Genomic DNA, 21,653 nt, shown 5'->3' with positions numbered 1-21,653 from the left:
GGGAGCGGGACGCTGCGCGTCTTAGGCTGCCAGTTGCTCTGCAAGCGATATCGCATCCGCGCGCTTGTCCGGATTGACCATCAGCTGATCCGCTGCGATCACGGTCACATCAGTGATGCCTAGGAAACCAAGGAAGTGCTTTAGGTAGGTCGTCGCGAAGTCGATTTCAGACCCGGCCTGTGTACCACCGGACGCCACTGCTATGATCGCTTTTTTGTCTTTCAAAAGACCAACAGGACCGTTCTCGGTGTACTGGAACGTCTCCCGAGCGCGCGCAACCTGGTCGATCCAAGCTTTCAAAGCTGCAGGCACCGAAAAATTGTAAATCGGTGTACCAATGACAACCACGTCCGCCGCCTTCAGCTCTGAAACAAGCGTATCGGACACGGCGAGTTTCAAGCGCTGCTCCGGCGTGCGCTCAGCTGGATCTGTAAAAGTCGCTCCGACCCAGGTCTCATCAATAAATGGCAGACCTTGAGACACGTCGCGGGTCAGGATCTTCGCATCCCTGTTCGCCGTCGCAAGCGACTTGACCAGCGTCTCAGTCAGCTCTCGCGTTACGGAGCCGGTTTTGCGTGCGGATGCGTCAATATGCAGGATCGTCTTAACATCAGAGCTCATCGGTCTCTCCAGAGTCATGTCGCCAGCGGACATCGCCGGTTTGTTCATGAATAAGAGGTAATAGACTCAACCTTGATCGACTATATATGAAATTGTGAACGGTATATTCGAGGACGCGTAACAATCGATCCGATCAGGCCGACACGAAAAATCCCCGGCGTTCAGCCGGGGATCCTGATCGTTGGCCAAGACAGAACGCAGCTTATCGGTACGGCGCCTTGCCGAATGCATTGATCGTCTCGAGGCGCTCCAGATTGATGATCGCTGACAACATCAAGCGATCCTGGCTCCAGTCCGCAGGCTTTTGAATAGCAAGCCCGGTAAAGAACACCACCGCTGCCATTGGAACAATCAGCATGGCCACCAGCCCGATATGCGGCTTAGCGCGGTCTTGTTCCATCAACGCCTCAACACGGCTGCGGAGCTTTTGCGATGGCGAGCGCCGCAGCAAGCGGTCCTGCACCTCGATCAGCGCGACGGCTGCAACGCTGGATCGGTTTTGGTTCAAAAAGGCTTCGCGCTTTTGGATCCCGGCTTTCGCGGCGCGCAACAGGCACATGCAATAGGACTTCAGATCCACTTGCGCGTTCTCCGCGACCTTTTGATCGCAAGCCAGTTCACGCAGGCGCTCGACTTCCGACTTCCAGATGTAGAAGAACGGATTCCAGAAAAACAACGGGCGCAGGAGTTCCAGACCGATCTCCCACGTCACATCCCCTTGCCGCAGATGCTCAAACTCATGTTTCAAGACGAGCTTGAGGTCTTCGCTCTGGGTCAGAAGCTCGCTTGGCAGCACCACGTAATTCCGGGTCAGTCCGCGGGCCGAATACGGAACAACGGCTGTGTCAGAGAGCAAAAGCCGGAGCCTGCCGTGGTCCCGCCAGACATGACAAGAGGCCAAAGCCCGGTTCAGCTGAATGAAGCCCTTGGCGAGTTTCAGCCCGAAAAACGTGACCCCTGCAAGGAACACCGCCACGATCCCTGCGCCAAGCACAGAGGTCAGGGACAGGATTTCCGTAGAAAGCTGTGCACGCAGGCCCAAAAGAGACTGGAAATCCTGCGCCGGAATGGCAATACCGCCCCGCAAATACTGCGAGACGACCATGTCGGACAAGTTCACGGACATGGCGCCTGGAACAACACCGGCATCCAGAAGGTGACGATAAAGGGCAACGGCTCCCGGAGAGAGTGCGGTGATGACAAACAAGCCATTCAACAGACCGAGCTGAACGGAATAGGCCAGTTTGATGCCCAATCGCTCCAGGACCAATTTCGCGACCAGCCAAACCACCGCCGTGATGGCGAAGGTTATGTTGAGGTCGATGTAGATATCGAAAATCTGGTTAGGTAGCGTCATCTGTCCTCCTCCTGTCCAGTAACGCTCTTATTTCCTCCAGATCGTTCTCCGAAAGATCGTAGTCGTCGACGAGACGCGCCACCAATGAGGCGGGCGTCCCGTCGAACAACTTGTCTGACAAGTTTCGCAAGGAACGGGACTGGTAGGAATCTTTGGAGAGCCGCGGGGAATAGATCAGTGTCTTCCCATCTTTTCGGCTGTCCACGAAGCCCTTTTCATCCAGAATCCGCATGATCGTTGCACAGGACGTATAGGCAAGTTTTCTCTCCGGCGGCAAACATGCGAGGATATCCCGCACGGAACCTTCGCCGATCTTCCAAAGTTCAGTCATGAACTCCAGTTCGACTTCGGTGAGCAACTCGTTGCTTTTACGCTTTCTCATTCTCGTCCTGCAATCATGCGGTTCGGATGGAACTTAACATTCCTATTTTTGCACCATCTCTTGTGAAACTTCTACGTCTAATCTTTGCGTCCAGCCGGCACTAAACCTTCCAGAAGCAGAAGACACCCCAGCCAATACTGATTGCCAACGGCCACCACAGCGGCATGCCGACCAGACCCAGCCAGGCCAGGAAGATATAGGCCGTTCCGAGCAGCGTGATGAAGAGGCGATCACCGCGGGTCGTGGTCAGGCGCAAAATACCGACGCGTTCTGCCCCGCCAGGGAATTTCAGCTCAAGCACCGTCAGGAACCCAATTGCGCTGAAAATGCCGACAAACAAAAGGGCCGTCGGCCAGGTCCAGGCCATCCATCCCAGCATTACACCCTCCCCAGGGCAAAGCCCTTGGCAATGTAGTTACGGACAAAGTAGATCACGATCGCGCCCGGGATGATTGTCAGCGTCCCGGCGGCCGCCAAAAGCCCGAGTTCATATCCGGCTGACGACGCCGTCCGTGTCATGACGGCGGCAATCGGCTTTGCCTCAACCGCTGTCAGTGTCTTGGACAGAAGCATTTCCACCCAGGAGAACATGAAGCAGAAGAAAGCTGCGACACCCACACCGGACTTGATGGCCGGCAGGAAGATCGTCATGAAGAACCTCGGGAAGGAATATCCGTCGACGTAAGCGGTCTCGTCCAGTTCCTTCGGCACACCGCTCATGAACCCTTCCAGGATCCAGACCGCCAGCGGCACATTGAACAGGCAGTGCGCAAGTGCAACAGCCAAGTGCGTGTCGAACAAGCCAACGGCGGAATAGAGCTGGAAAAACGGCAGTGCGAAGACGGCGGCCGGCGCCATCCGGTTGGTGAGCAACCAGAAGAACAGATGCTTGTCGCCCACGAAAGAGTAGCGGGAGAAGGCATATGCTGCCGGCAGAGCCACAGACACCGAGATCACCGTGTTGAGTGTCACGTAGATGATCGAGTTGATGTAGCCCCAGTACCAAGTCGGATCGGTGAAGATCGCGATGTAGTTCTCGAACGTCCAGGTCTGCGGGAACAAGGAGAACCCGGAAAGGATCTCGTTGGTGGTTTTGAAACTCATCGCGACGAGCCAATAAATCGGCAACATCAAGAAGAGGATGTACAGGACGGGAACCAGATTTCTCATTCTCATGATGGTTCTCCTCAAGCTTTGTTGTCGTCTTTCGTCATCAGCGTGTAGAACAACCAGGAGGTCAGCAGCGTGATGGCGAAATAGATGAGGGACATGGCGGCAGCCGGACCAAGGTCGAACTGACCAAGGGCGATTTTCACCAGATCGATGGACAAAAGCGTGGTCGAGTTGCCAGGACCACCACCGGTCAAGACGAACGGTTCGGTGTAGATGTTGAAGCTGTCCATAAAGCGGAGCAGGATCGCGATCGTCAGAACCGTTTTCATTTTCGGCAACTGAATGAAGCGGAACACGGCCCAGTTGGACGCACCATCAATCTCAGCGGCCTGATAGTAGGCGTTCGGAATGGACACCAGACCGGCATAACTCAGGAGCACGACCAGAGACGTCCAGTGCCAGACATCCATGACGATGATCGTTACCCAGGCGGCAACCGGATCCTGGGTCATGTCGTAGGAAATGCCCAGAGTGTGGTTCAGGAAGTACCCGAGAAGGCCGATATCCGGCAGGGTGAAGATGTTCCACATCGCACCGACCACGTTCCACGGGATCAGCATCGGCAGAGCCATCAGAACCAGGCAGACCGGAACCCAAGGCCCCTTCTTCGGCATGGAAAGCGCGATCGCAATGCCAAGAGGGATCTCGATGATCAGGATCATGAAGGTGAAAAAAAACTGGCGGCCAAGCGCATTATGAAAGCGTTCGGACTGCAGAACTTCCTGGAACCAGCGAAGGCCTTCCCAGAAGAACAGGTTGTCGCCAAAGGTCTCCTGAACAGAGTAGTTCACCACGGTCATCATCGGGATTAGCGCGTTGAACGCCACCAGAAGGAGAACTGGGAGAACAAAGAACCAGGCGCGTTGATTTTGCGTTTTCATCAGGCAGCCTCCTCTGGGGAACTGGCCAACCAGCCGTCCTTGTAAAGACGGGTCTGGGATTGTTTGAACTGAAGCTTCACGGCTTCACCGGCGCTTGGCGCCTCCCCTTCCAGGATTGCGTGAATGCGGCTGTCATGAGCGATGGCTTCCACCACCTTGTGACGGCCGACGTCGGCAACCTTGCGGACAACGGCTTCAACGCCCTGACCATTGGAAGCAATGGAGACAAATTCCGGACGAATGCCGACTTCAGCGCCGCCATCTGCGACGTCCTTGGCCGGACCCTCAAGGCTCACTTGTTCACCGCCGAAGAAGGCAGCGCCGCCTTTCACATCGCATGGAAGAACGTTCATGCCAGGAGAACCGATGAAGTGTCCAACGAAGGTGTGCGCAGGCCGCTCGAACAATTCGACCGGGGTCCCCATCTGAACGATTTCGCCATCCTGCATAACCACGACCTTGTCGGCGAACGTCAGAGCTTCGGTCTGATCGTGCGTCACATAGATCATGGTCGCCTTCACCCGCTGGTGAAGTTCCTTCAGTTTGGAACGGAGCTTCCACTTCAGGTGCGGATCGATCACGGTCAGCGGCTCGTCAAACATCACGACGTTGACGTCCTGGCGGACGAGACCGCGGCCCATCGAGATCTTCTGTTTGTTGTCCGGTGACAGGTTCGCCGCACGGGTGTTCAGCATGTCCGTGACTTCAAGCATCTCGGCAATCGCGGTGACCCGCTGTTTGACGATGTCCTCGTCGCGGCCCCGGTTGCGCAGCGGGAACGCCAGATTGTCGTAAACGGTCATCGTGTCGTAGATGACCGGAAACTGGAACACCTGAGCGATGTTGCGTTTTGCCGGCGGCAGAGATGTCACGTCCTGATCGCCGAAAAGGATCTTACCTTCCGAGGGAACGAGCAAGCCGGAGATGATGTTGAGAAGCGTGGACTTGCCGCAGCCGGACGGCCCAAGAAGCGCATAGGCTCCGCCGTCTTCCCACGTCAGGTCGATCTTCTTCAGCGCATAGTCAGCATCACTCTTTGGATTGGGGTGATAGCTGTGACGCAGATTTGAAAGCGTGATTTGTGCCATGAAGTCCTCTCCTTACGCCACCAGCTCGCCACTCGGGGCAAAGAAGAAACAGTGGTTCGGATCCAGATAGAACGTGTGGACCTCACCGACGAAGTAGGGATGCACGCCAGGAGACAAAGACACCCAGGACTGCCCGTCCATATCGAAGTGCGCGCTGCTTTCAGAACCGCTGAGCTCGGTAACCTGCACATGGCCCTCAAGGCGCACGGTATTGTGCGCGGTCTCGACCGGCATGACGTGGTGCGGGCGGATAGCCAGCGTGTAAATGCCGTCGGAAAGACCGGCAGCAGCACCCGACAGTGTCCAGCGGGTCTGGTCGTTCAAGATGACCTCGTTCCCCTGCTTGGAGACCTCGGCCGTGTTGATCGGCGGGTTGGAGAACACCTTGGCGGCATCCAGATCTTTTGGTTGCCGGTAGATCTCCGCCGTTGGGCCAAACTGAACGACATTGCCATCGGTCATCAGCGCCGTGCGCCCGCCCAGAAGAAGTGCCTCTTCAGGTTCCGAAGTCGCGTAGACAACGACGGCGCCGCGTCCGGCAAACAGCTCGGGAAGCTGGTCGCGCAGTTCTTCGCGAAGTTTGTAATCGAGGTTGGCAAGCGGTTCATCGAGGAACACCGCGTCGCTTTCCTTGACGATCGCACGTGCAAGAGCACACCGCTGTTGCTGCCCACCGGACAACTCATGCGGATTGCGTTGCAGGTAAGGATCCAGCTTCATCAACTTTGCAGCTTCTGCAACGCGATCCGCGATCTCCGACTTGGCGACACCCGCGATCTTGAGCGGTGAGGCGATGTTGTCGAACACCGTCATGTGCGGGTAGTTGACGAAGAACTGGTGAACCAGGCTGATATTGCGCTTTTGCGCGCTCAGGCCGGACACGTCCTTGCCATTGATAAAGATTTCACCGGTCGCGAGGCTGTCGAGGCCCGCCATCAGCTTGATGAGCGAGGTCTTGCCGGATCCGGTTTCTCCGAGCAGAACATTGAAATGCCCTGGTTCGAGAGACAAGGTGGTTTCCTTCACATGGGTGATGGAGCCCACGCGCTTACTGACGTTTTTAAGTTGTAAAGACATTTTTGCTGCCCGCGTCCGTCCAGGCCCAAGCGCGAATTCAGTGTCGCAGCCGCCTGTCACATTCGGATCGGTGAAGGACCGGGGACACGCCCCGGTCCGATGTTTTGGTCAAGTCAGATCAGGTGATCACTGCTGCCAGCGAGCAACCAGTTCGTCGTAGTTGACGGTTTCGCCCTGCGGCTTCTCGTTTGCGAGCTTGGCCTTCGGAGCACCCGGCTGAGACAGCCAGTATTCTGCGTCACGCTCTTCATTCAGACGCGGTCCGCAACCACCGTAGACGTTGGCACGCTCATCAGCCTGCTGCATACGGGACATGACGATGTCCATTTCCTGCGCGAGGCGGTCCATAGCCTCTTGCGGGGTGAAGGCACCGGAGTTCACGTCACCGATCTGCTGCCACCAGATCTGGGCCAGCTTCGGATAATCCGGAACGTTGACGCCGGTCGGGGACCAGGCAACACGATCCGGGGAGCGGTAGAACTCAACCAAGCCGCCGAGTTTCGGTGCACGCTCGGTGAAGGACTCGTGGTTGACGGTGCTGTCGCGGATGAACGTCAGACCCACGTGGCTCTTCTTGGTGTCGACTGTTTTGGAAACAACGAACTGAGCGTAAAGCCATGCAGCTTTTGCGCGGTCAACCGGAGTGGACTTCAGGATCGTCCAGGAACCCACGTCCTGGTAACCAACCTTCTGGCCTTTTTCCCAGTAAGGACCATGCGGGCTCGGAGCCATACGCCACAGCGGGGTACCCTCGTCGTCCACAGTGTTGTTGCCTTCAGACTTCGGCTTCACCATGTCCGCAGTGAACGCGGTGTACCAGAAGATCTGCTGAGCAACGTTGCCCTGGCTCAGAGCCGGCAGAGACTGGTAGAAGTCGAAGCTTGCAGCGCCCGGAGGCGCATAGTTGCGCAGCCACTCATCCCACTTGCGGATCGCGTAAACAGCCGCCGGGCCGTTTGCAGCACCACCGCGGGACACGGATGCACCAACCGGGTTACATGTGCCGGCTTCCATGCGGATGCCCCACTCGTCAACCGGAACGCCGTTCGGCTCGCCCTTGTCGCCTGCACCAGCCATGGAGAGCCATGCATCGGTCATGCGCCAGCCGAGATCGGGAGCGCGCTTACCATAGTCCATGTGACCGTAAATCGCGACGCCGTCGATTTCTTTGACATCTTTTGAGAAGAACTCAGCGATGTCCTCGTATGCGGACCAGTTGACCGGAACGCCGAGATCGTAGCCGTACTTGTCCTTGAAGGCCTTTTTCAGGTCTTCACGGTCAAACCAGTCTTTACGGAACCAGTAGAGGTTCGCGAACTGCTGGTCGGGAAGCTGGTACAGATCGCCATCCGGACCGGTGGTGAACTGGATACCCATGAAGTCGTCGAGATCGAGACCCGGGTTGGTCACGTCTTTTGCGTCGCCTGCCATCCAGTCGGTCAGGTTGTAGGCGAGCTGCAGACGGGAGTGCGTGCCGATCAGGTCGGAGTCGTTGACATAAGCGTCATAGAGGTTCCGGCCGGTCTGCATCTGTGTCTGAACAGCCTGGACCACTTCACCTTCGCCGAGGATCTGGTGGTTCACCTTAATACCGGTGATTTCCTCAAAGGCTTTGGTCAGAACTTCGGACTCGTAAGAGTGAGTCGGAATGCCTTCGGACAGAACGTTGATTTCCATGCCGTTGAACGGTTCTGCCGCCTGAATGAACCACTGCATTTCTGCAAGCTGCTCATCCTTGGTCAGAACGGATGGCTGGAATTCCTGGTCGATCCACTTTTGTGCTGCCGCCTCATCGGCAAAAGCAGACCCTGCTCCTGCAATCACGGCGCTGGCCGCAACTGCGCAGAGAAGATACTTGCGCATCTTTATTTCCTCCCATGAGAGTATCTATGCCGACATTTATCCGGCTGTGATAAATTGGACTCAGGGAAGCCGCATTGTCAAACTAAAAATTTAGTAGATAGTTCGAGTGGGATTATTGAGACATAAGATATTGAAAAATATCACTTTTATCAATTTCGGCTCGTTAGACATTTCCGACTTTTAAGACGAAACGAAACCCGAAACAGCGCGATTGTGACACATATCTGACAAAAAACCAGCGAAATTTGCTTTCGAATTGCCCAAGTTGAAAACAGATTTGAAATTTAATCGACGCTATTCGCACTGCAAACGAAACTAAAATGACGCGGCGCAGCATAATCTGACAGTCATCCGGCAGATCTTTGTTAGCCTCTTCAGCGCATTTTCTGGATCAGTTCATGTCCTTCAGGAGGCGCCCGTGCTTCCGGGTTTCCTGGATGACATCGCCAAAGGTCTCAAAACCCTTCGACGTGAGGATAGGCAGCAATTTGCAGAGAGCCTCAGCGGTGGCTTCCGCATCGCCAAGCGCGGTGTGGCGGACTTCAGGCCGGATTTCTATGCAAAGCCTGTCACACAATGCATCGAGCGTGTGCACCTCGTTCGAGCCGAACACCACCGCTGACAAAAGCACCGTGTCCAGAATCGGATGGGGCCACTCCAAACCGGCAACTTTTCCGTATTTGTGCAAGAACGCCAGATCGAACGGCGCATTATGGGCAACGATGACCGACTCGCGCGCGAATTCATGGAAGTCCGCCACCGCCTCCAGAGGTTTGGGCGCATCGGTAACCATGGTGTCCGAGATCCCGTGAACCTTGCTGGAGGCAGCAGGAATAGGCCGGCCGGGATTGACCAATTGATCAATTCGTTCGCCGGGAATCATGCGTCCATTGACGACCCGAACGGCTCCGATCTGCACAATATCGTCCTTGTTCGGCATCAAACCGGTTGTCTCGGTATCGAAGACCGTGAAGGAGAGCTCGCTGAGGGAACAGTTTTCAATGGCCTTTTCAGTATCGCGCTCGGTCAGATCAAAATCATAGATCAACGGGCGCGCAGCTTCAGGCGCTATGCGCGCGTTCGTGCTGTCGATCAAGATCATGAACCCGGAGGCTTCGCTCAGCTTCTTCAAGCGCAGCCGGAACGAGAGATTGCCTTTGGTTCCATGCACCTCAACATCCACTTCCCGCCGGGCCTCGGTCAGCTGTTCAAACCCCGGCCGCAGTTCGCTTTCGGTGAAATAGTCGTAGATAGACGAGCTGAGGCGCGGAACATGCACCTGTTTCAAAACATCAGCAGCCTGTCCGTCATAGAGCATGATCTGATGGGTCGGACTGACCAGAACAATTGCAACCGGGATTTCCGTCAGCAGCAAAGCAAGATGTGCCCGCTCCGCTGCGAGCCGCGCAGTTTCTTCGGCGACAATCCCGTCAGCATCCTCCGAGGCTTTCGACAGTTCGCCGGTTACAGCTGCAACGGCCGGCCCCAAATCCCCGAGATAGCGTGCTTCATTTTGATCGACAGAGACCTCTACACCAGCATGCGCCCTTGTCCGCATGGCCGCGGCAATGCGTTCGACCGGCTTGGCGACATTGGTGTCGAACAAAAACCAGCATCCGGTGAAGATCGCCAGTGAGAGAAAGAACAGAAGGATTCCGGAGAAGGTGAAAGCACCGGCCACACCAGTCTCTGCAGCGCGCCCCAATCCCATGTAGAGTGCAAGACCTATTGCCACCCAGACAGCCGCAGTCATTCCCAAGAACATGAGAAATACCCGCAATCGCAAACTGAGTGACGTCAGCATCATCCCACTCCGCAGATCGTTGACACCATCGGATCGCTCTCCGGCACCTGAACCCACTGGATGCCGTCGATTGTGCCACTGTCTTCAAAGGTGACGGCGTCAATGAGGGCGGCCCGGCGCGTTTCTGTACAATCGGTCAGCACCGGCAACTTGTTCACCGTCGACCAGCGGCCGAAGTAATAGGCGTCGGCGAGTTTCATCCCCGGCTGAGCGTCATGGGTCTTGATCGACAAGGTGTCGATCGCAACAAACCGCTCGACATAAGGCAGGGCGAAGGTCCAGGGTCGGTAGAAGGACCGGTTTTCAACGGTCTGCGCAACGACGAGACCCTCTGGCAGCGTTTCCCGGGTTCGCTCGTACCAGCCGTATTCACTTGAGATGGTGGTCGCGAGCATCGCAACACCCGCCATGACAGGGGCAAGCCACTTCGGCATCCGCCCGCCCAGCGCCCGGTTGATCAGCATCACAAGCCCTGCGGCAGCAATACCGGCAACAATCGTTGCAATCAGTTCAACAAACATTCACTCCCCCATCCGGATAACGATGAGACGCCAAGCCCCTCGTCCGGTGTTTTTAATTCAGCATGCCACGGCCCTGCCCCGCCGACGACTGCATAGTTTTGACCACAACAAAGGCATCACGCAAATGGCTGCGCTCAAAGTCTGACAAGATCGAGGGTTGCATGAAGTTGTTCGGCGGCAAGCCCTGCTTGATCAAATCCACCTGGTGCAAGAGCCGCGTTTCCGCGATCAGGTCATAAGCGTCGATCAGATCGCCGCCGCCGGATTGGCTCAACTGCCCCTTCTCCTTGGCCTCGACGAGCCGGGCTCGTGTGTTGACGGCCTTGATCTCACCCCGCAGAGCATAGATCCGCCCGAGATCCACCACCGGCACAACGCCGTTGTGCTTCATATCCAGGGTGTTCTTGTTTTCACCGGACCGGATCGTTGCAAGGCCGCGCAGGAGATTGAGGGGCGGCGTATGCTTTAGCGAATTGCTGATCATATGCGCCACGAAAATCGAATTGCGGGCAGCAACTTCCAGGGTTTCCTCCTGGAGGTTTGCGAACAGTGGCACATGCCCACCGATCGGCCGCAGGTCGAACATCACCGAACTCAGCATTTGCGCCATCGGGTCCGGCTTGTCGATCCAGCCTTCAAAGTAGCTTTTCCAGACCTTTACCGGCTGACACCAGCGCGGATTGGTCGCCATCATGTCACCCGGACAATAGACATATCCGCAGGTGTTCAGACCATCGCAGACGAACTTTGCAAGTTCAGCAAAGTACCCGGTCTGATCTTCTTCCGTAACGCTGTCATCCAAGAACAGGCAATTGTCCTGATCGCTGACGCCCGTCTGCTCCTGCCGCCCCTGCGATCCGCACGCAAGCCATAGGTACGGAACCGTAGCCGGTCCAAGTTTCTCCTCGGCAAGTGCGAGTAACCGCCGGGTTGTTGTGTCCGCGATGTCGGTGATCAAACGGGTCACCACTTCATGACGGTTACCGCTGCCGACCAACTGAACTAAGAGGTTCGGAATACGGGCCGTAACCTTTGCAATCTCTTCGGCCGTGGCCGCATTTGTGATTTCGCCGACCAGTTCAGCCGAACTGACGGCCTGAAACCGCGTGAGATCCGTTTGCGTTACAATTCCGGCCAGTTTCCCACCTTCAACAATCGGGACATGGCCGATCCGGCGTTCCATCATCAGGTGCAAAACATCGGAGCCGATAGAGGATGGGGCCAGCGTCACCGGGTTCGCGGTCATCACGGCGTCCACGGGTGTCTCTATTGGCCGCCCCTCTGCAAGGATCTTCCCGGAAAGGTCCCGAATGGTGACGATCCCGATCAAGGCATCATCGGAATTCACCACACAAAGCGAGGAGACATGGTTCTCCCGCATTCGTGTTGCGGCCAATTGAACGGTGTCATCCGCCGCGCATGTGATTGGCTGTCCCGCCATAAAGGTCGAAACCTGCGTGGTTGCCAAGTCTCTTTCCCGCGCTTGCGGTTTCCGGCTCCGGTCGAAAAAGCGGGCGAAGGGTTGGTGATCGCGGATGAGATCTTTGAACAGCTTGGAAGGAACGACCAACAAGGTCGCGGCGGTGTCTGCGGTCGCGGTTGTCACCGCAAGTCCGTTTTTCAACAGCCCGCGCTCACCGAAAGAGTTTCTCGATCCAAGGTAACTGAGAACAGCACCCTGCTCGTCCCGCACTTCGATCGCACCGTCGTAGATTATAAAAAGGCCCGGAATGCTGCTGCCGAATTCATAGACCAAAGTGCCCGGCTCCAGATCCCGGACATCGATTTGCCCCACGATGGCACTTTGCACATCGGCAGGCAGGGCATCATAAGGATGCACCGATCTTAGGAACTGCAGGATCTGATCGGATGTCAGCGACATGGCACAGCCTTTTGAACCGGTAATAAAAAGTCCTGCCCAGTAAGAACCGGGCAGGACAAGATCGGGACTGAACGGGCCGCCGCAAGCAGCGGCCCGGACAGGTTTTAGTGATCCTGAGCTGCAGCGGCTCCGCGCGGGATCCGAACGCTCTGAACGAGCTCTTCGATTTCCGTCGGGATCGGGTCCGAGGCCTTGGAGACAAAGTAGGCGACGGTGAAGTTCACCATGGCACCAATTGCACCGAAAGACGTGGACTTGATCGGACCGAGCAGCGGATCAGCATCTGTGAAGGAGTTGGTGCCCGGAATGAACAGCCAGCCCTTGTGCAGGAAGATGTAGATCAGCGTGACGGAGATACCTGCGATCATCCCGGCAACCGCACCGCGGCTGTTCACCTTGGTGAAGATGCCCATCATCAGGGCGGGGAAGATCGAGGCCGCCGCAAGTCCGAAGGCCAAGGCCACCGTTTGTGCTGCGAACCCGGGTGGATTCAAGCCCAAATAGGTCGCCACAACAATCGCGACCGCCATGGCTATTCGTGCCGATAACAGTTCGCCCTTCTCCGAGATATTTGGATTGTAGGCCCCCTTGATCAAGTCATGCGACACCGCTGACGAGATCGCGAGCAACAATCCGGCCGCCGTCGAGAGCGCTGCTGCCAGACCACCCGCGGCCACCAGACCAATCACCCAACTCGGAAGGTTGGCGATCTCCGGATTTGCCAGAACAAGGATGTCGCGGTTGAACTTGGTCAGCTCGTTGCCTTCCCAGCCCTTTTCCGCAGCAACTGCTTGCAGATCAGCATTCTTGTCGTTGTAGTACTGGATCTTGCCGTCGCCGTTCTTGTCTTCCCAGTCCAGAAGACCGGTTTTCTGCCACGTCGACATCCAGTCGTACTTCGAGTCGTTTTCGATCTGCTCCACAGCAACAGCGCCGCCGTTGATACCGCCATTCGGCCACATCATTTCGGTGATGTTGAGACGCGCCATCGCGCCAACAGCCGGAGCCGTCAGATAAAGAAGCGCAATGAAGACAAGCGTCCAACCGGCAGACCAGCGCGCATCGGAAACCTTCGGAACCGTAAAGAAGCGCATGATCACGTGCGGCAGGCCCGCAGTACCGATCATCAGGGACAGGGTGAAGAGAACCATGTTCAGCGTGTTGGCATGGTGAGCCGTGTAGGACGCAAAGCCAAGTTCCGTAACCACCTGGTCCAGCTTGGCAAGCAGCGGCACACCGCTGGCAACATCATTGCCGAAGAGACCAAGACCCGGGATCGGGTTGCCGGTCAGCTGCAGCGAAATGAAGATCGCCGGGATGGTGTAAGCCGTGATCAAAACGCAGTACTGAGCCACCTGCGTGTAGGTCACGCCCTTCATGCCGCCGAAAACCGCGTAAGCGAAAACGACACAGGCGCCGATCAGAAGACCGGTTGTGTTGTCAACTTCCAGGAAGCGGCCAAAGGCAACCCCAACGCCGGTCATTTGACCGATAACGTAGGTTGTCGAGGCAACAATCAGACAGACAACGGCAACGATACGGGCGGTCTGACTGTAGAACCGGTCCCCGATGAATTCAGACACCGTGAACTTGCCGAACTTGCGAAGGTAAGGCGCAAGCAGCAACGCCAGCAGCACGTAGCCGCCGGTCCAGCCCATCAGGAACGAAGAGTTGTCGTAGCCGGTGAAAGCGATGAGGCCTGCCATGGAAATGAACGAGGCAGCTGACATCCAGTCCGCTGCGGTCGCCATTCCGTTGGTGACCGGGTGAACACCGCGGCCAGCGGCGTAAAATTCAGATGTAGACCCTGCGCGGGCCCAGATCGCGATGCCGATGTAGAGGGCGAAAGAGCCACCCACAAACAGCAGATTTATCGTAAACTGATCCATATCTCAGGCCGCCCTTATTCTTCGTCCACACCATGCTCGCGATCGAGCTGGTTCATGCGCCAGGCGTAAAAGAAGATCAGCCCGAGGAACACGAGGATGGAACCCTGCTGGGCAAACCAGAAGCCCAGATCGGTGCCGCCGACGGGAATGCCGCTCAGCAGCGGGCGCAGCAAAATGCCAAACCCGAAAGAGACCAGCGCCCAGATGACGAGGCTGATCTTGATGATGCGCATATTGGCGGACCAATATTCGTTGTTGGATGAGTTTTCGGACATACAGTCTCCTCCACTTGATCCTGTTAAGGTTCAAACGCCCCGGCGAACGCGGCGCCTCAATCGCGTGTTTTGAATTGGAACCTTGAGCCTGGATGCTGGATGCTCGCGGTGGAGTGGCTGGGCCTTGAACACAGCGATTTCCGGAGATATCCGAAAAAGCTGCACCATGACTATTTACAACCGATTTGCTCCATTTGGCACGCACTCAGCACTTGGCCGAGGAACCCCCTTCCCTAGACCTCAATCTGTGACCCCGTTCAAAACGGGGTTCATACTGCTTGTTGACCTATCGTGACGATCGTCACCGAACTTCACTGGAATGCGAGTTTAGTTTTCTATCGATGCGCAAAATATACTCAAGACTACTTACGTAGGCCCATACTTCAGTAGGGGCTTCGTAAGTCTATTAGACTAACGAATTAAACTTTAGAAATAAGAACTTGACGCGTGCGGAACACATCCGAAGAACAGTTTTGAGCAGGTAAAACATGACCTGCCTCAGTTGAGCAAATGGGGCACTTATGCAGTGGCGCCCCGGGTCTCAATTTCATGGATTTCAATCAATGCCGGACCGGATATCTTGGCCATATCGATCAGCGCGTCATTGAGCTGCGAAACATCTGTCAATCGGATTGACGGCAAGCCGTAACCTTCCGCGATTTTCAGAAAATCCGGGGCGGATGGCGTCACGCCCTCTGGTTCAATCCCGCTGTCCTCCATGAAAGTGCGGATCTCACCGTATCCGTCATTGTTCCAGACAAGGAAGATGACATTCGCCTCGCAGTCTTTTGCCGACCCGATCTCGGCCAGCGAAAATTGAAATCCACCGTCGCCAACAATGCAAACCACCGGCACACCCGGTGCGCCGAGGCTGGCTCCCACTGCGGCAGGCGGACCATAGCCAAGGGCTCCAAAGCCGGTTGCGGCATTGAACCAGCCCTTCGGCTGTCCAGCTTCAAAATAAAGATTGCCGGAATAGATGGCTTGTGTGGAATCGCCGACGATGATGCAGCCCGGGAGCGTATCGCGAATGGTCTCAAGAACCGCGATCTCTGCCTTCATCTTTGGAGTGAGGGCGGCAAAGGCCTCTTCACGGCAGGCTGCTGCCCGCGCAGCTCCGTCACCACGTTTGGTGTTATCGTGAAGAGCGGCCAGCAAATCTGCCACCAGCTGATCAACGGTGGAGAGGATCGAAAGCGCAGCTGATGGTCCTCGGGCCAGCTGATCTGGATCTATGTCGACCCGTACCAGGTTTTCAAGTTCCGGGAAGCCGTTATCGGCATACATGTCGTAATCGGTCTGACCCATTTGCGTGCCAAGCGCGATTACCAGGTCGGCGTCCGACACAAGCGCGCGGACGGCCTTCAAACTCGGGCTTGCCGGAACCGATAGCGGATGGCCCGCAAACATGCCTCTTGCGTTCACCGTCGTGATCAATGGCGCATCCAGGGTCTCGGCAAGTTGTTGAATCTCTTGAGCTGCCAAGATCGATCCACCACCACACAGGATCACGGAGCGCTTCGCCGCTCGGCACTTGGCCGCGAGGTCAGTGACTTCTGCTGCAGCTCCTCGTGGGCCGGTGACAATGACCGGTTTCCAGACCTCACTTGTTATCTTTTGCGGCATCACATCGGTCGGTATCTCGATGTGAACCGGACCTGGCCGGCGGGATTTCAGAACAGAGAAGGCCCGTTCCATCACAGATGGAAGATCGTTTGGGTCAAGCAGCGTTTGCGACATGACGGCCAGTGTTGCCATCATGGCCCGCTGATCGGGCAATTCATGCAACCTGCCGCGGCCATGGCCAAGACTGTCCCGCGCGTTCACACCGGAGATCACCAGCATGGGGATCGAATCCTGATAGGCCTGCGCCATCGCGGTGATGGTGTTGGTCAGCCCCGGCCCGGTGATCACCAAGGCAACGCCGGGCTTGCCGGTCACACGCGCATATCCATCGGCCATGAAGCCAGCCCCTTGCTCATGCCGAGGGGTGATGTGGCGGATGGGAGACGAGGCCAATCCGCGATAGAGCTCAACTGTATGAACGCCTGGAATGCCAAAGACGGTGTCAACGCCGTTGATCTCGAGAAGGTCGATCAGGGCTTCGCCAACAGTTTTCTCAACTACGCCCATTTCTTCGATCCCGTATTCGCCGCCAGCTCGTCTGCGAACGCCGCGATCTTCGTGGCCGCGTCCCGCAAGGTGTCATCTGCGACCGTCAATGAAAGGCGAATGAACCCTGCCGCCTGTTCGCCAAACGAGGCGCCTGGCATGACGGCAACGTGTTTTTCTTCCAGAAGGCGCGTTGCAAACGTTTCACCATCCAGCCCGGTGCCACTGACATCAACCAGCAGAAACATGCCCGCTTCCGGCATCATGGGACGCAAGGCACCATGGCCGCCAAGATGTTCCATCAAAATCTCGGCACGCCGCTGGTAGCTCTCCCGCATGCGTTCAGCGGTATCAAACTCACCGGAAACGGCCATCGCCGTCATATCCGCAATGAACGGTTGCCCGCCAAAGAGCATGGTTTCGGAAACAGCAAGCAACCGGTCACAGAATTCCTCCGGGCCGACAGCCCATCCAGACCGGAAGCCGGGCGCTGCGTGAGACTTGGAAATCGACGAAACAGCAATCGTTCGTTCCTGCAGAGCCTCAATGTCGAAGGGTGAAGCAAAGGTGCGCTCAAAGATCAGCTTTTCATAGACCTCATCACAAACAATCCAGAGATCATGACGCTGACACACCTCGCCAATTGCAGCAATTTCATCTGCGGTAAGCGCTGCGCCGGTCGGATTGTGGGGCGTGTTGAGAAGCAGCACCCGGGCATTGGGGGTTACGGCCGCTTCAAGGTCTTCCGGCTTGAGGTGAAACCCGTTTTCCGGACGCAAGGGGACCGGCACCATAGCCGCACCGGTCGCAGCAATGACGCCTTCATAAGTCGCGTAGTAGGGATCCGGCACGAGCACCCCATCCCCGCCCTCGACAAGACCGAGCATCACCGCAAAAAGCGCTGTCTGCGTTCCTGGAAAGCAAAGGATGTTGCGCTCCGTAACGCTTGGCCGGCGCTGCCGGTATTTTTCTGTCAAAGCGGCCACGATCTTCGGTTCCCCGCGCCCGTTCGAATACCGGATCCGGCCAGCCCGCATCGACCGTTCAGCTTCATCCAGGAGCGCTTTGTCCGGCATGATGTCCGGTTCGCCAATCGTCAGCTCGATCACCGGTGTGCCCGCATCCATCATCTCGCGGGCTTTCAGATGCACTGTCCATTTCCCGGATCCCAAATGGGTCAACCGGTCGGTGATCGACGCATAACGCATAGTCGGTCTCTCAGGTTTGTTGAGTGTCAGCGGCAAGAGAAATGCCGCCCAAAAGGACTTCCACAGACCGGACAGCAATGCCCGGCAAAGGTGTTTCAGAGAAAAGATCGCCCACCAGCGTGCCTTCCAGCCACAAGCCGTCGATCACGCCGTTGATCGCGATGGCAAGCTCTTGACATCGCTTGGTGTCCGCGGCTTGCCCGGCTTCCGTGAGCACATCGGCCACAAGCGCTTCAAGCACAGACCGGAACGCCAGATAGCTCTCCCGGTGGATCTCGGCAAAGTCCGGGTCGACCCGCACATGACTGATGAAGGCCGCCCAGAGTGACAAAGCACGGCCGTCGGCGACCGGCGGCGTCAGGTTCGCGACAATGAAGTCATGCAACCGGGCCCGGGCGCTCGATTGCCCCTTGTCGGCAGCGTCGGCGACCTTTGACGTCATGCCGGTCATGACTTCGCGATAGGCGGCCTGCAGCATCTGATCTTTGCTGGAGAAATAGTGGCGGATGAGACCGGGTGTAACACCAGCCCGAGTCGCCACTTCGCGCACGGTTGCCCCTTGCAATCCGAGCTCGGAAATGCAGTCCAGTGTTGCAGTGATCAGATCTTGGCGGCGCTCGGCTTCCGGCGCTCTATGGAACGACCGACGGGTCATCTCACCACCCGTTCGATAGTGGTCAAAACCGGGTCTTCATCTTGCAGGAGACAAGCGGCTGTAAACGTCGCACTCATTGCACCTCACGCCTCCCGTTTCTTAAGCCGCCGCCCATTTATGGGAGCGTAAGCGCGCCATTCATGCGCTCGGATTCCGGCTTACTATACGACTGAATAATAAGCACACAAGCCCAAATTATACACTTGAATAATTTCTGAGCCGATGCAAAGCTTCACCGAATGACCGGGCAGTCAGCTGGCGCTCTACCGGAAACAACGACAAGCCAGCGGGGACAAAAACACCAACAGCTCTGGCAGTTTAGCTGGGCAATGGCGGAAGAATGGAAGATGTGGCGCCAGCCATAGAGGTGCGAGACCTCTTTAAGCGTTTTGGACCTCTGGAGGTGCTGAAGGGGGTCTCGATGACGGCCAACAAAGGAGACGTCATCGCCATCATTGGCGGGTCAGGTTCCGGCAAATCTACCTTCCTTCGATGCATCAATATGCTTGAACTTCCCAGTGCCGGATCCGTGATAATTCACGGCGAAGCCATTGCCCTGAGAGACGACAGTCATCATGGCTTGCGCCCGGCGGACCGGAAGCAAATCGAGCGCATCCGCAGCCAGCTCGCCATGGTCTTTCAAAGTTTCAATCTGTGGCAACACATGACGGTGCTGCAAAACGTGATTGAAGTGCCAGTTCACGTGCTCGGCATGAAACGGGATGAGGCGGTCGAAATCGCCGAAACGTTGCTGCGCCGGGTCGGGCTTCACGAGAAGCAGGACGTCTATCCGGCCTTCTTGTCCGGAGGTCAGCAGCAACGCGCAGCAATTGCCCGCGCCCTGGCTGTCCAGCCGCTGGCGCTTCTCTTTGACGAACCCACGTCCGCGCTCGATCCGGAACTGGTTGGGGAAGTGCTCAGTGTGATCGGAGACTTGGCGAAAGAAAACAGAACAATGGTCCTCGTGACACACGAGATGAAGTTCGCGCGCGACGTCGCAAGCCACGTGATCTTTTTGCACAACGGCATCATCGAAGAACAGGGACCGCCAGACCAGGTCTTTGGCGCCCCGAAATCGGAGAGACTGAAACAGTTCATCAGTTCGGTCCACTAGGCCGGATACTCACGGCCATACCGTGAGCCGGCAACCAGAGTGCCGAAGCCCTGCCGGGAGGAAAAGGCAGTCTTCGGCAAGTTCAAAGACCGGTTGTCCCGCACCTCGTCGCGGGCGGACCATCCCGACCAATCGGGCAAACACAGTGAAAACAGGGGAACAGCATGAAACACATGATCAAAGCAGCTTTTGTGGCAACCGCAGTGAGCGTTGCAGCAATCTCCGGCGCCCAGGCGCAAGACGTTAAAGTCGGGGTTGCTGCCGAGCCATACCCGCCGTTCACCTCCCCGGATGCCAGCGGCAATTGGGTCGGTTGGGAAGTTGAGTTCATGGAAGCGATCTGCGCGGAAGCAAAGCTCAATTGTGTCATCACCCCGGTTGCCTGGGACGGCATCATCCCGGCGCTGACCTCCGGCAAGATCGACATGATCGTCGGCTCCATGTCGATCACCGAAGAGCGCCTGAAAACCATCGACTTCTCCGACAAGTATTACAACACGCCGACCAGCATCATCGGTGCCAAGGGGGACGACTTCGAAGCAACACCGGAAGGTCTGTCCGGCAAGATCCTCGGCGTTCAGGTCTCCACGATCCATGCAGCCTACGCGGACAAGTACTTCGCTCCGACCGCTGACGACATCAAGCAGTACCAGACACAGGACGAAGCCAATCAGGATCTGGCAGCTGGCCGGGTCGATGCGGTTCAGGCAGACGCCATCGCTCTTGACGCATTCTTGAAGTCTGACGCAGGCGCATGCTGCGAATACAAGGGCAATGTGGCTGATGATCCGGCCATTCTCGGTGCCGGTGTGGGCGTTGGCCTGCGCAAGGGTGAAGATGAGCTGAAAGAAAAGATCAACGCTGCAATTGCCGCGATCCGCGCCAACGGCACATACGAGGAGTTCACCAAGGAGTACTTCGACTTCGACATCTACGGCGGTTAACGGCCAGCCTTCCGCTCTTCCGCCGGCGCGCACTTGTGCCGGCGGCCCTCTGCTTTTGAAAAGGTTGCCTGCCGCCTATGGCCGTTGATGCCGGATTTCTCAATCTGAACCTTCTCGCTCTTTCTCCGCCCGGCTGGGGCGGCGTGCTTCTGGAAGGCTTTGCCGCGTCTTTGCAACTCGCCGTCGGCGGGTTCACGCTCGGTCTCATGATCGGGATTGCGGGGGCCTTTGGCAAACTCTATGGCGGCCCGATCCTCCGGGATCTTCTCGAAGTCTACACCACAGTGATCCGCGCGGTGCCGGAACTGGTTCTCATCCTGCTGCTCTACTACGCCGGCACAGATGCGGTGAACGCATTGCTGGGCCTTGCCGGCCTGCCACGTGTCGACATCAGCGGTCTTGCCGCTGGGATTTTCGTGATCGGTGTTGTTCAGGGCGCCTACCAAACGGAAGTCTTGCGGGGTGCCATCAAGGCCGTGCCGCCGGGGCAAATCGAAGCCGCGCGCGCCTATGGCATGTCACCGTTGAAAACGCTGCGCCGCATCACCCTGCCCGCCATGCTGCCCTACGCCATTCCGGGGCTCTCTAATCTCTGGCTGATCGCCACCAAGGACACCGCGTTGCTGGCGGTCGTCGGCTTCAGCGAACTGACGCTGGTCACCCGCCAGGCTGCGGGCAGCACCAAGGCCTATATGCTGTTTTTCTGCGCAGCCGGTCTCATGTACCTGACACTGACGCTGGTTTCGAACCGCGTCATAGCCATCATCGAAAAACGTGCCCGCCGCGGCATAGCGGGGCCGGTGTGAG

At 57.0% G+C, this 21,653-nt stretch carries 20 protein-coding genes; 3 read left to right on the top strand and 17 right to left on the bottom strand.

Annotation, left to right across the window (positions count from 1 at the left end):
- Positions 1-21: 21 nt before the first annotated feature.
- The 17 genes from AC0J4F_RS11985 to AC0J4F_RS11905 form a co-directional block, all read right to left on the bottom strand.
- Positions 22-621, bottom strand: coding sequence for an FMN-dependent NADH-azoreductase (locus AC0J4F_RS11985; RefSeq protein WP_040452379.1), 600 nt, complete (start codon positions 619-621; stop codon positions 22-24).
- Positions 622-823: 202 nt separating this feature from the next.
- The gene (locus tag AC0J4F_RS11980; protein WP_473026364.1) at positions 824-1,978 is read right to left on the bottom strand and encodes a M56 family metallopeptidase; all 1,155 of its coding nucleotides are present in this window, start codon (positions 1,976-1,978) and stop codon (positions 824-826) included.
- The gene (locus AC0J4F_RS11975; protein WP_133946206.1) at positions 1,965-2,360 is read right to left on the bottom strand and encodes a BlaI/MecI/CopY family transcriptional regulator; all 396 of its coding nucleotides are present in this window, start codon (positions 2,358-2,360) and stop codon (positions 1,965-1,967) included. The genes AC0J4F_RS11980 and AC0J4F_RS11975 overlap by 14 nt, the downstream gene beginning before the upstream one ends.
- A 100-nt stretch (positions 2,361-2,460) precedes the next feature.
- Entirely contained in the window at positions 2,461-2,739 is a 279-nt protein-coding gene (locus tag AC0J4F_RS11970) for a DUF2160 domain-containing protein (RefSeq protein WP_133946204.1), read from the bottom strand.
- Complete coding sequence (locus AC0J4F_RS11965) at positions 2,739-3,536, bottom strand: carbohydrate ABC transporter permease (RefSeq protein ID WP_473026363.1); 798 nt, start codon at positions 3,534-3,536, stop codon at positions 2,739-2,741. Before AC0J4F_RS11965 ends, AC0J4F_RS11970 begins: the two co-directional genes overlap by 1 nt.
- Before the next feature lie 11 nt (positions 3,537-3,547).
- Positions 3,548-4,417 (bottom strand): carbohydrate ABC transporter permease, encoded by an 870-nt coding sequence (locus tag AC0J4F_RS11960; protein ID WP_208981338.1) that lies wholly within the window; start codon positions 4,415-4,417, stop codon positions 3,548-3,550.
- Positions 4,414-5,502, bottom strand: coding sequence for an ABC transporter ATP-binding protein (locus AC0J4F_RS11955; RefSeq protein ID WP_133946200.1), 1,089 nt, complete (start codon positions 5,500-5,502; stop codon positions 4,414-4,416). Before AC0J4F_RS11955 ends, AC0J4F_RS11960 begins: the two co-directional genes overlap by 4 nt.
- 12 nt (positions 5,503-5,514) lie before the next feature.
- A complete protein-coding gene (locus AC0J4F_RS11950; protein ID WP_133946198.1) occupies positions 5,515-6,579 on the bottom strand; it encodes an ABC transporter ATP-binding protein in 1,065 nt (354 codons plus the stop codon).
- A 126-nt stretch (positions 6,580-6,705) separates the two neighbouring features.
- Positions 6,706-8,442 carry an ABC transporter substrate-binding protein gene (locus AC0J4F_RS11945; RefSeq protein ID WP_133946196.1) on the bottom strand — a complete coding sequence of 579 codons (1,737 nt, stop codon included), beginning with the start codon at positions 8,440-8,442 and terminating at the stop codon, positions 6,706-6,708.
- A 391-nt stretch (positions 8,443-8,833) separates the two neighbouring features.
- Complete coding sequence (locus AC0J4F_RS11940; protein WP_473026362.1) at positions 8,834-10,207, bottom strand: 3'-5' exonuclease; 1,374 nt, start codon at positions 10,205-10,207, stop codon at positions 8,834-8,836.
- Between the two features lie 38 nt (positions 10,208-10,245).
- Positions 10,246-10,767: a hypothetical protein gene (locus AC0J4F_RS11935; RefSeq protein ID WP_040450874.1), complete on the bottom strand. Its 522-nt coding sequence runs from the start codon at positions 10,765-10,767 to the stop codon at positions 10,246-10,248.
- A gap of 52 nt (positions 10,768-10,819) precedes the next feature.
- Positions 10,820-12,649 (bottom strand): DUF294 nucleotidyltransferase-like domain-containing protein, encoded by a 1,830-nt coding sequence (locus AC0J4F_RS11930; RefSeq protein ID WP_133946191.1) that lies wholly within the window; start codon positions 12,647-12,649, stop codon positions 10,820-10,822.
- A gap of 104 nt (positions 12,650-12,753) precedes the next feature.
- Entirely contained in the window at positions 12,754-14,538 is a 1,785-nt protein-coding gene (locus tag AC0J4F_RS11925) for a sodium:solute symporter family protein (RefSeq protein WP_133946189.1), read from the bottom strand.
- A 14-nt stretch (positions 14,539-14,552) separates the two neighbouring features.
- Positions 14,553-14,813: a DUF4212 domain-containing protein gene (locus AC0J4F_RS11920; protein WP_040450876.1), complete on the bottom strand. Its 261-nt coding sequence runs from the start codon at positions 14,811-14,813 to the stop codon at positions 14,553-14,555.
- A gap of 519 nt (positions 14,814-15,332) precedes the next feature.
- Positions 15,333-16,946 carry a 5-guanidino-2-oxopentanoate decarboxylase gene (locus AC0J4F_RS11915; protein ID WP_473026361.1) on the bottom strand — a complete coding sequence of 538 codons (1,614 nt, stop codon included), beginning with the start codon at positions 16,944-16,946 and terminating at the stop codon, positions 15,333-15,335.
- The gene (locus AC0J4F_RS11910) at positions 16,937-18,133 is read right to left on the bottom strand and encodes a pyridoxal phosphate-dependent aminotransferase (protein ID WP_473026360.1); all 1,197 of its coding nucleotides are present in this window, start codon (positions 18,131-18,133) and stop codon (positions 16,937-16,939) included. The genes AC0J4F_RS11915 and AC0J4F_RS11910 overlap by 10 nt, the downstream gene beginning before the upstream one ends.
- Before the next feature lie 10 nt (positions 18,134-18,143).
- Positions 18,144-18,788, bottom strand: coding sequence for a TetR family transcriptional regulator C-terminal domain-containing protein (locus AC0J4F_RS11905; protein ID WP_008192000.1), 645 nt, complete (start codon positions 18,786-18,788; stop codon positions 18,144-18,146).
- A gap of 340 nt (positions 18,789-19,128) precedes the next feature.
- On the opposite strand from AC0J4F_RS11905, the gene AC0J4F_RS11900 reads away from it, so the two are divergent.
- The 3 genes from AC0J4F_RS11900 (at position 19,129) to AC0J4F_RS11890 (ending at position 21,652) form a co-directional block, all read left to right on the top strand.
- Positions 19,129-19,902 (top strand): ABC transporter ATP-binding protein, encoded by a 774-nt coding sequence (locus AC0J4F_RS11900; RefSeq protein WP_473026359.1) that lies wholly within the window; start codon positions 19,129-19,131, stop codon positions 19,900-19,902.
- Between the two features lie 173 nt (positions 19,903-20,075).
- Positions 20,076-20,846 carry a transporter substrate-binding domain-containing protein gene (locus AC0J4F_RS11895; protein ID WP_473026426.1) on the top strand — a complete coding sequence of 257 codons (771 nt, stop codon included), beginning with the start codon at positions 20,076-20,078 and terminating at the stop codon, positions 20,844-20,846.
- Between the two features lie 77 nt (positions 20,847-20,923).
- Complete coding sequence (locus tag AC0J4F_RS11890) at positions 20,924-21,652, top strand: ABC transporter permease (RefSeq protein ID WP_133946176.1); 729 nt, start codon at positions 20,924-20,926, stop codon at positions 21,650-21,652.
- Position 21,653 lies beyond the last annotated feature (1 nt).

This window comes from Roseibium sp. R5, assembly GCF_055755305.1.
Note: the sequence above shows the minus strand (reverse complement) of the source record. Positions and strands in the feature narration are given on the sequence as shown.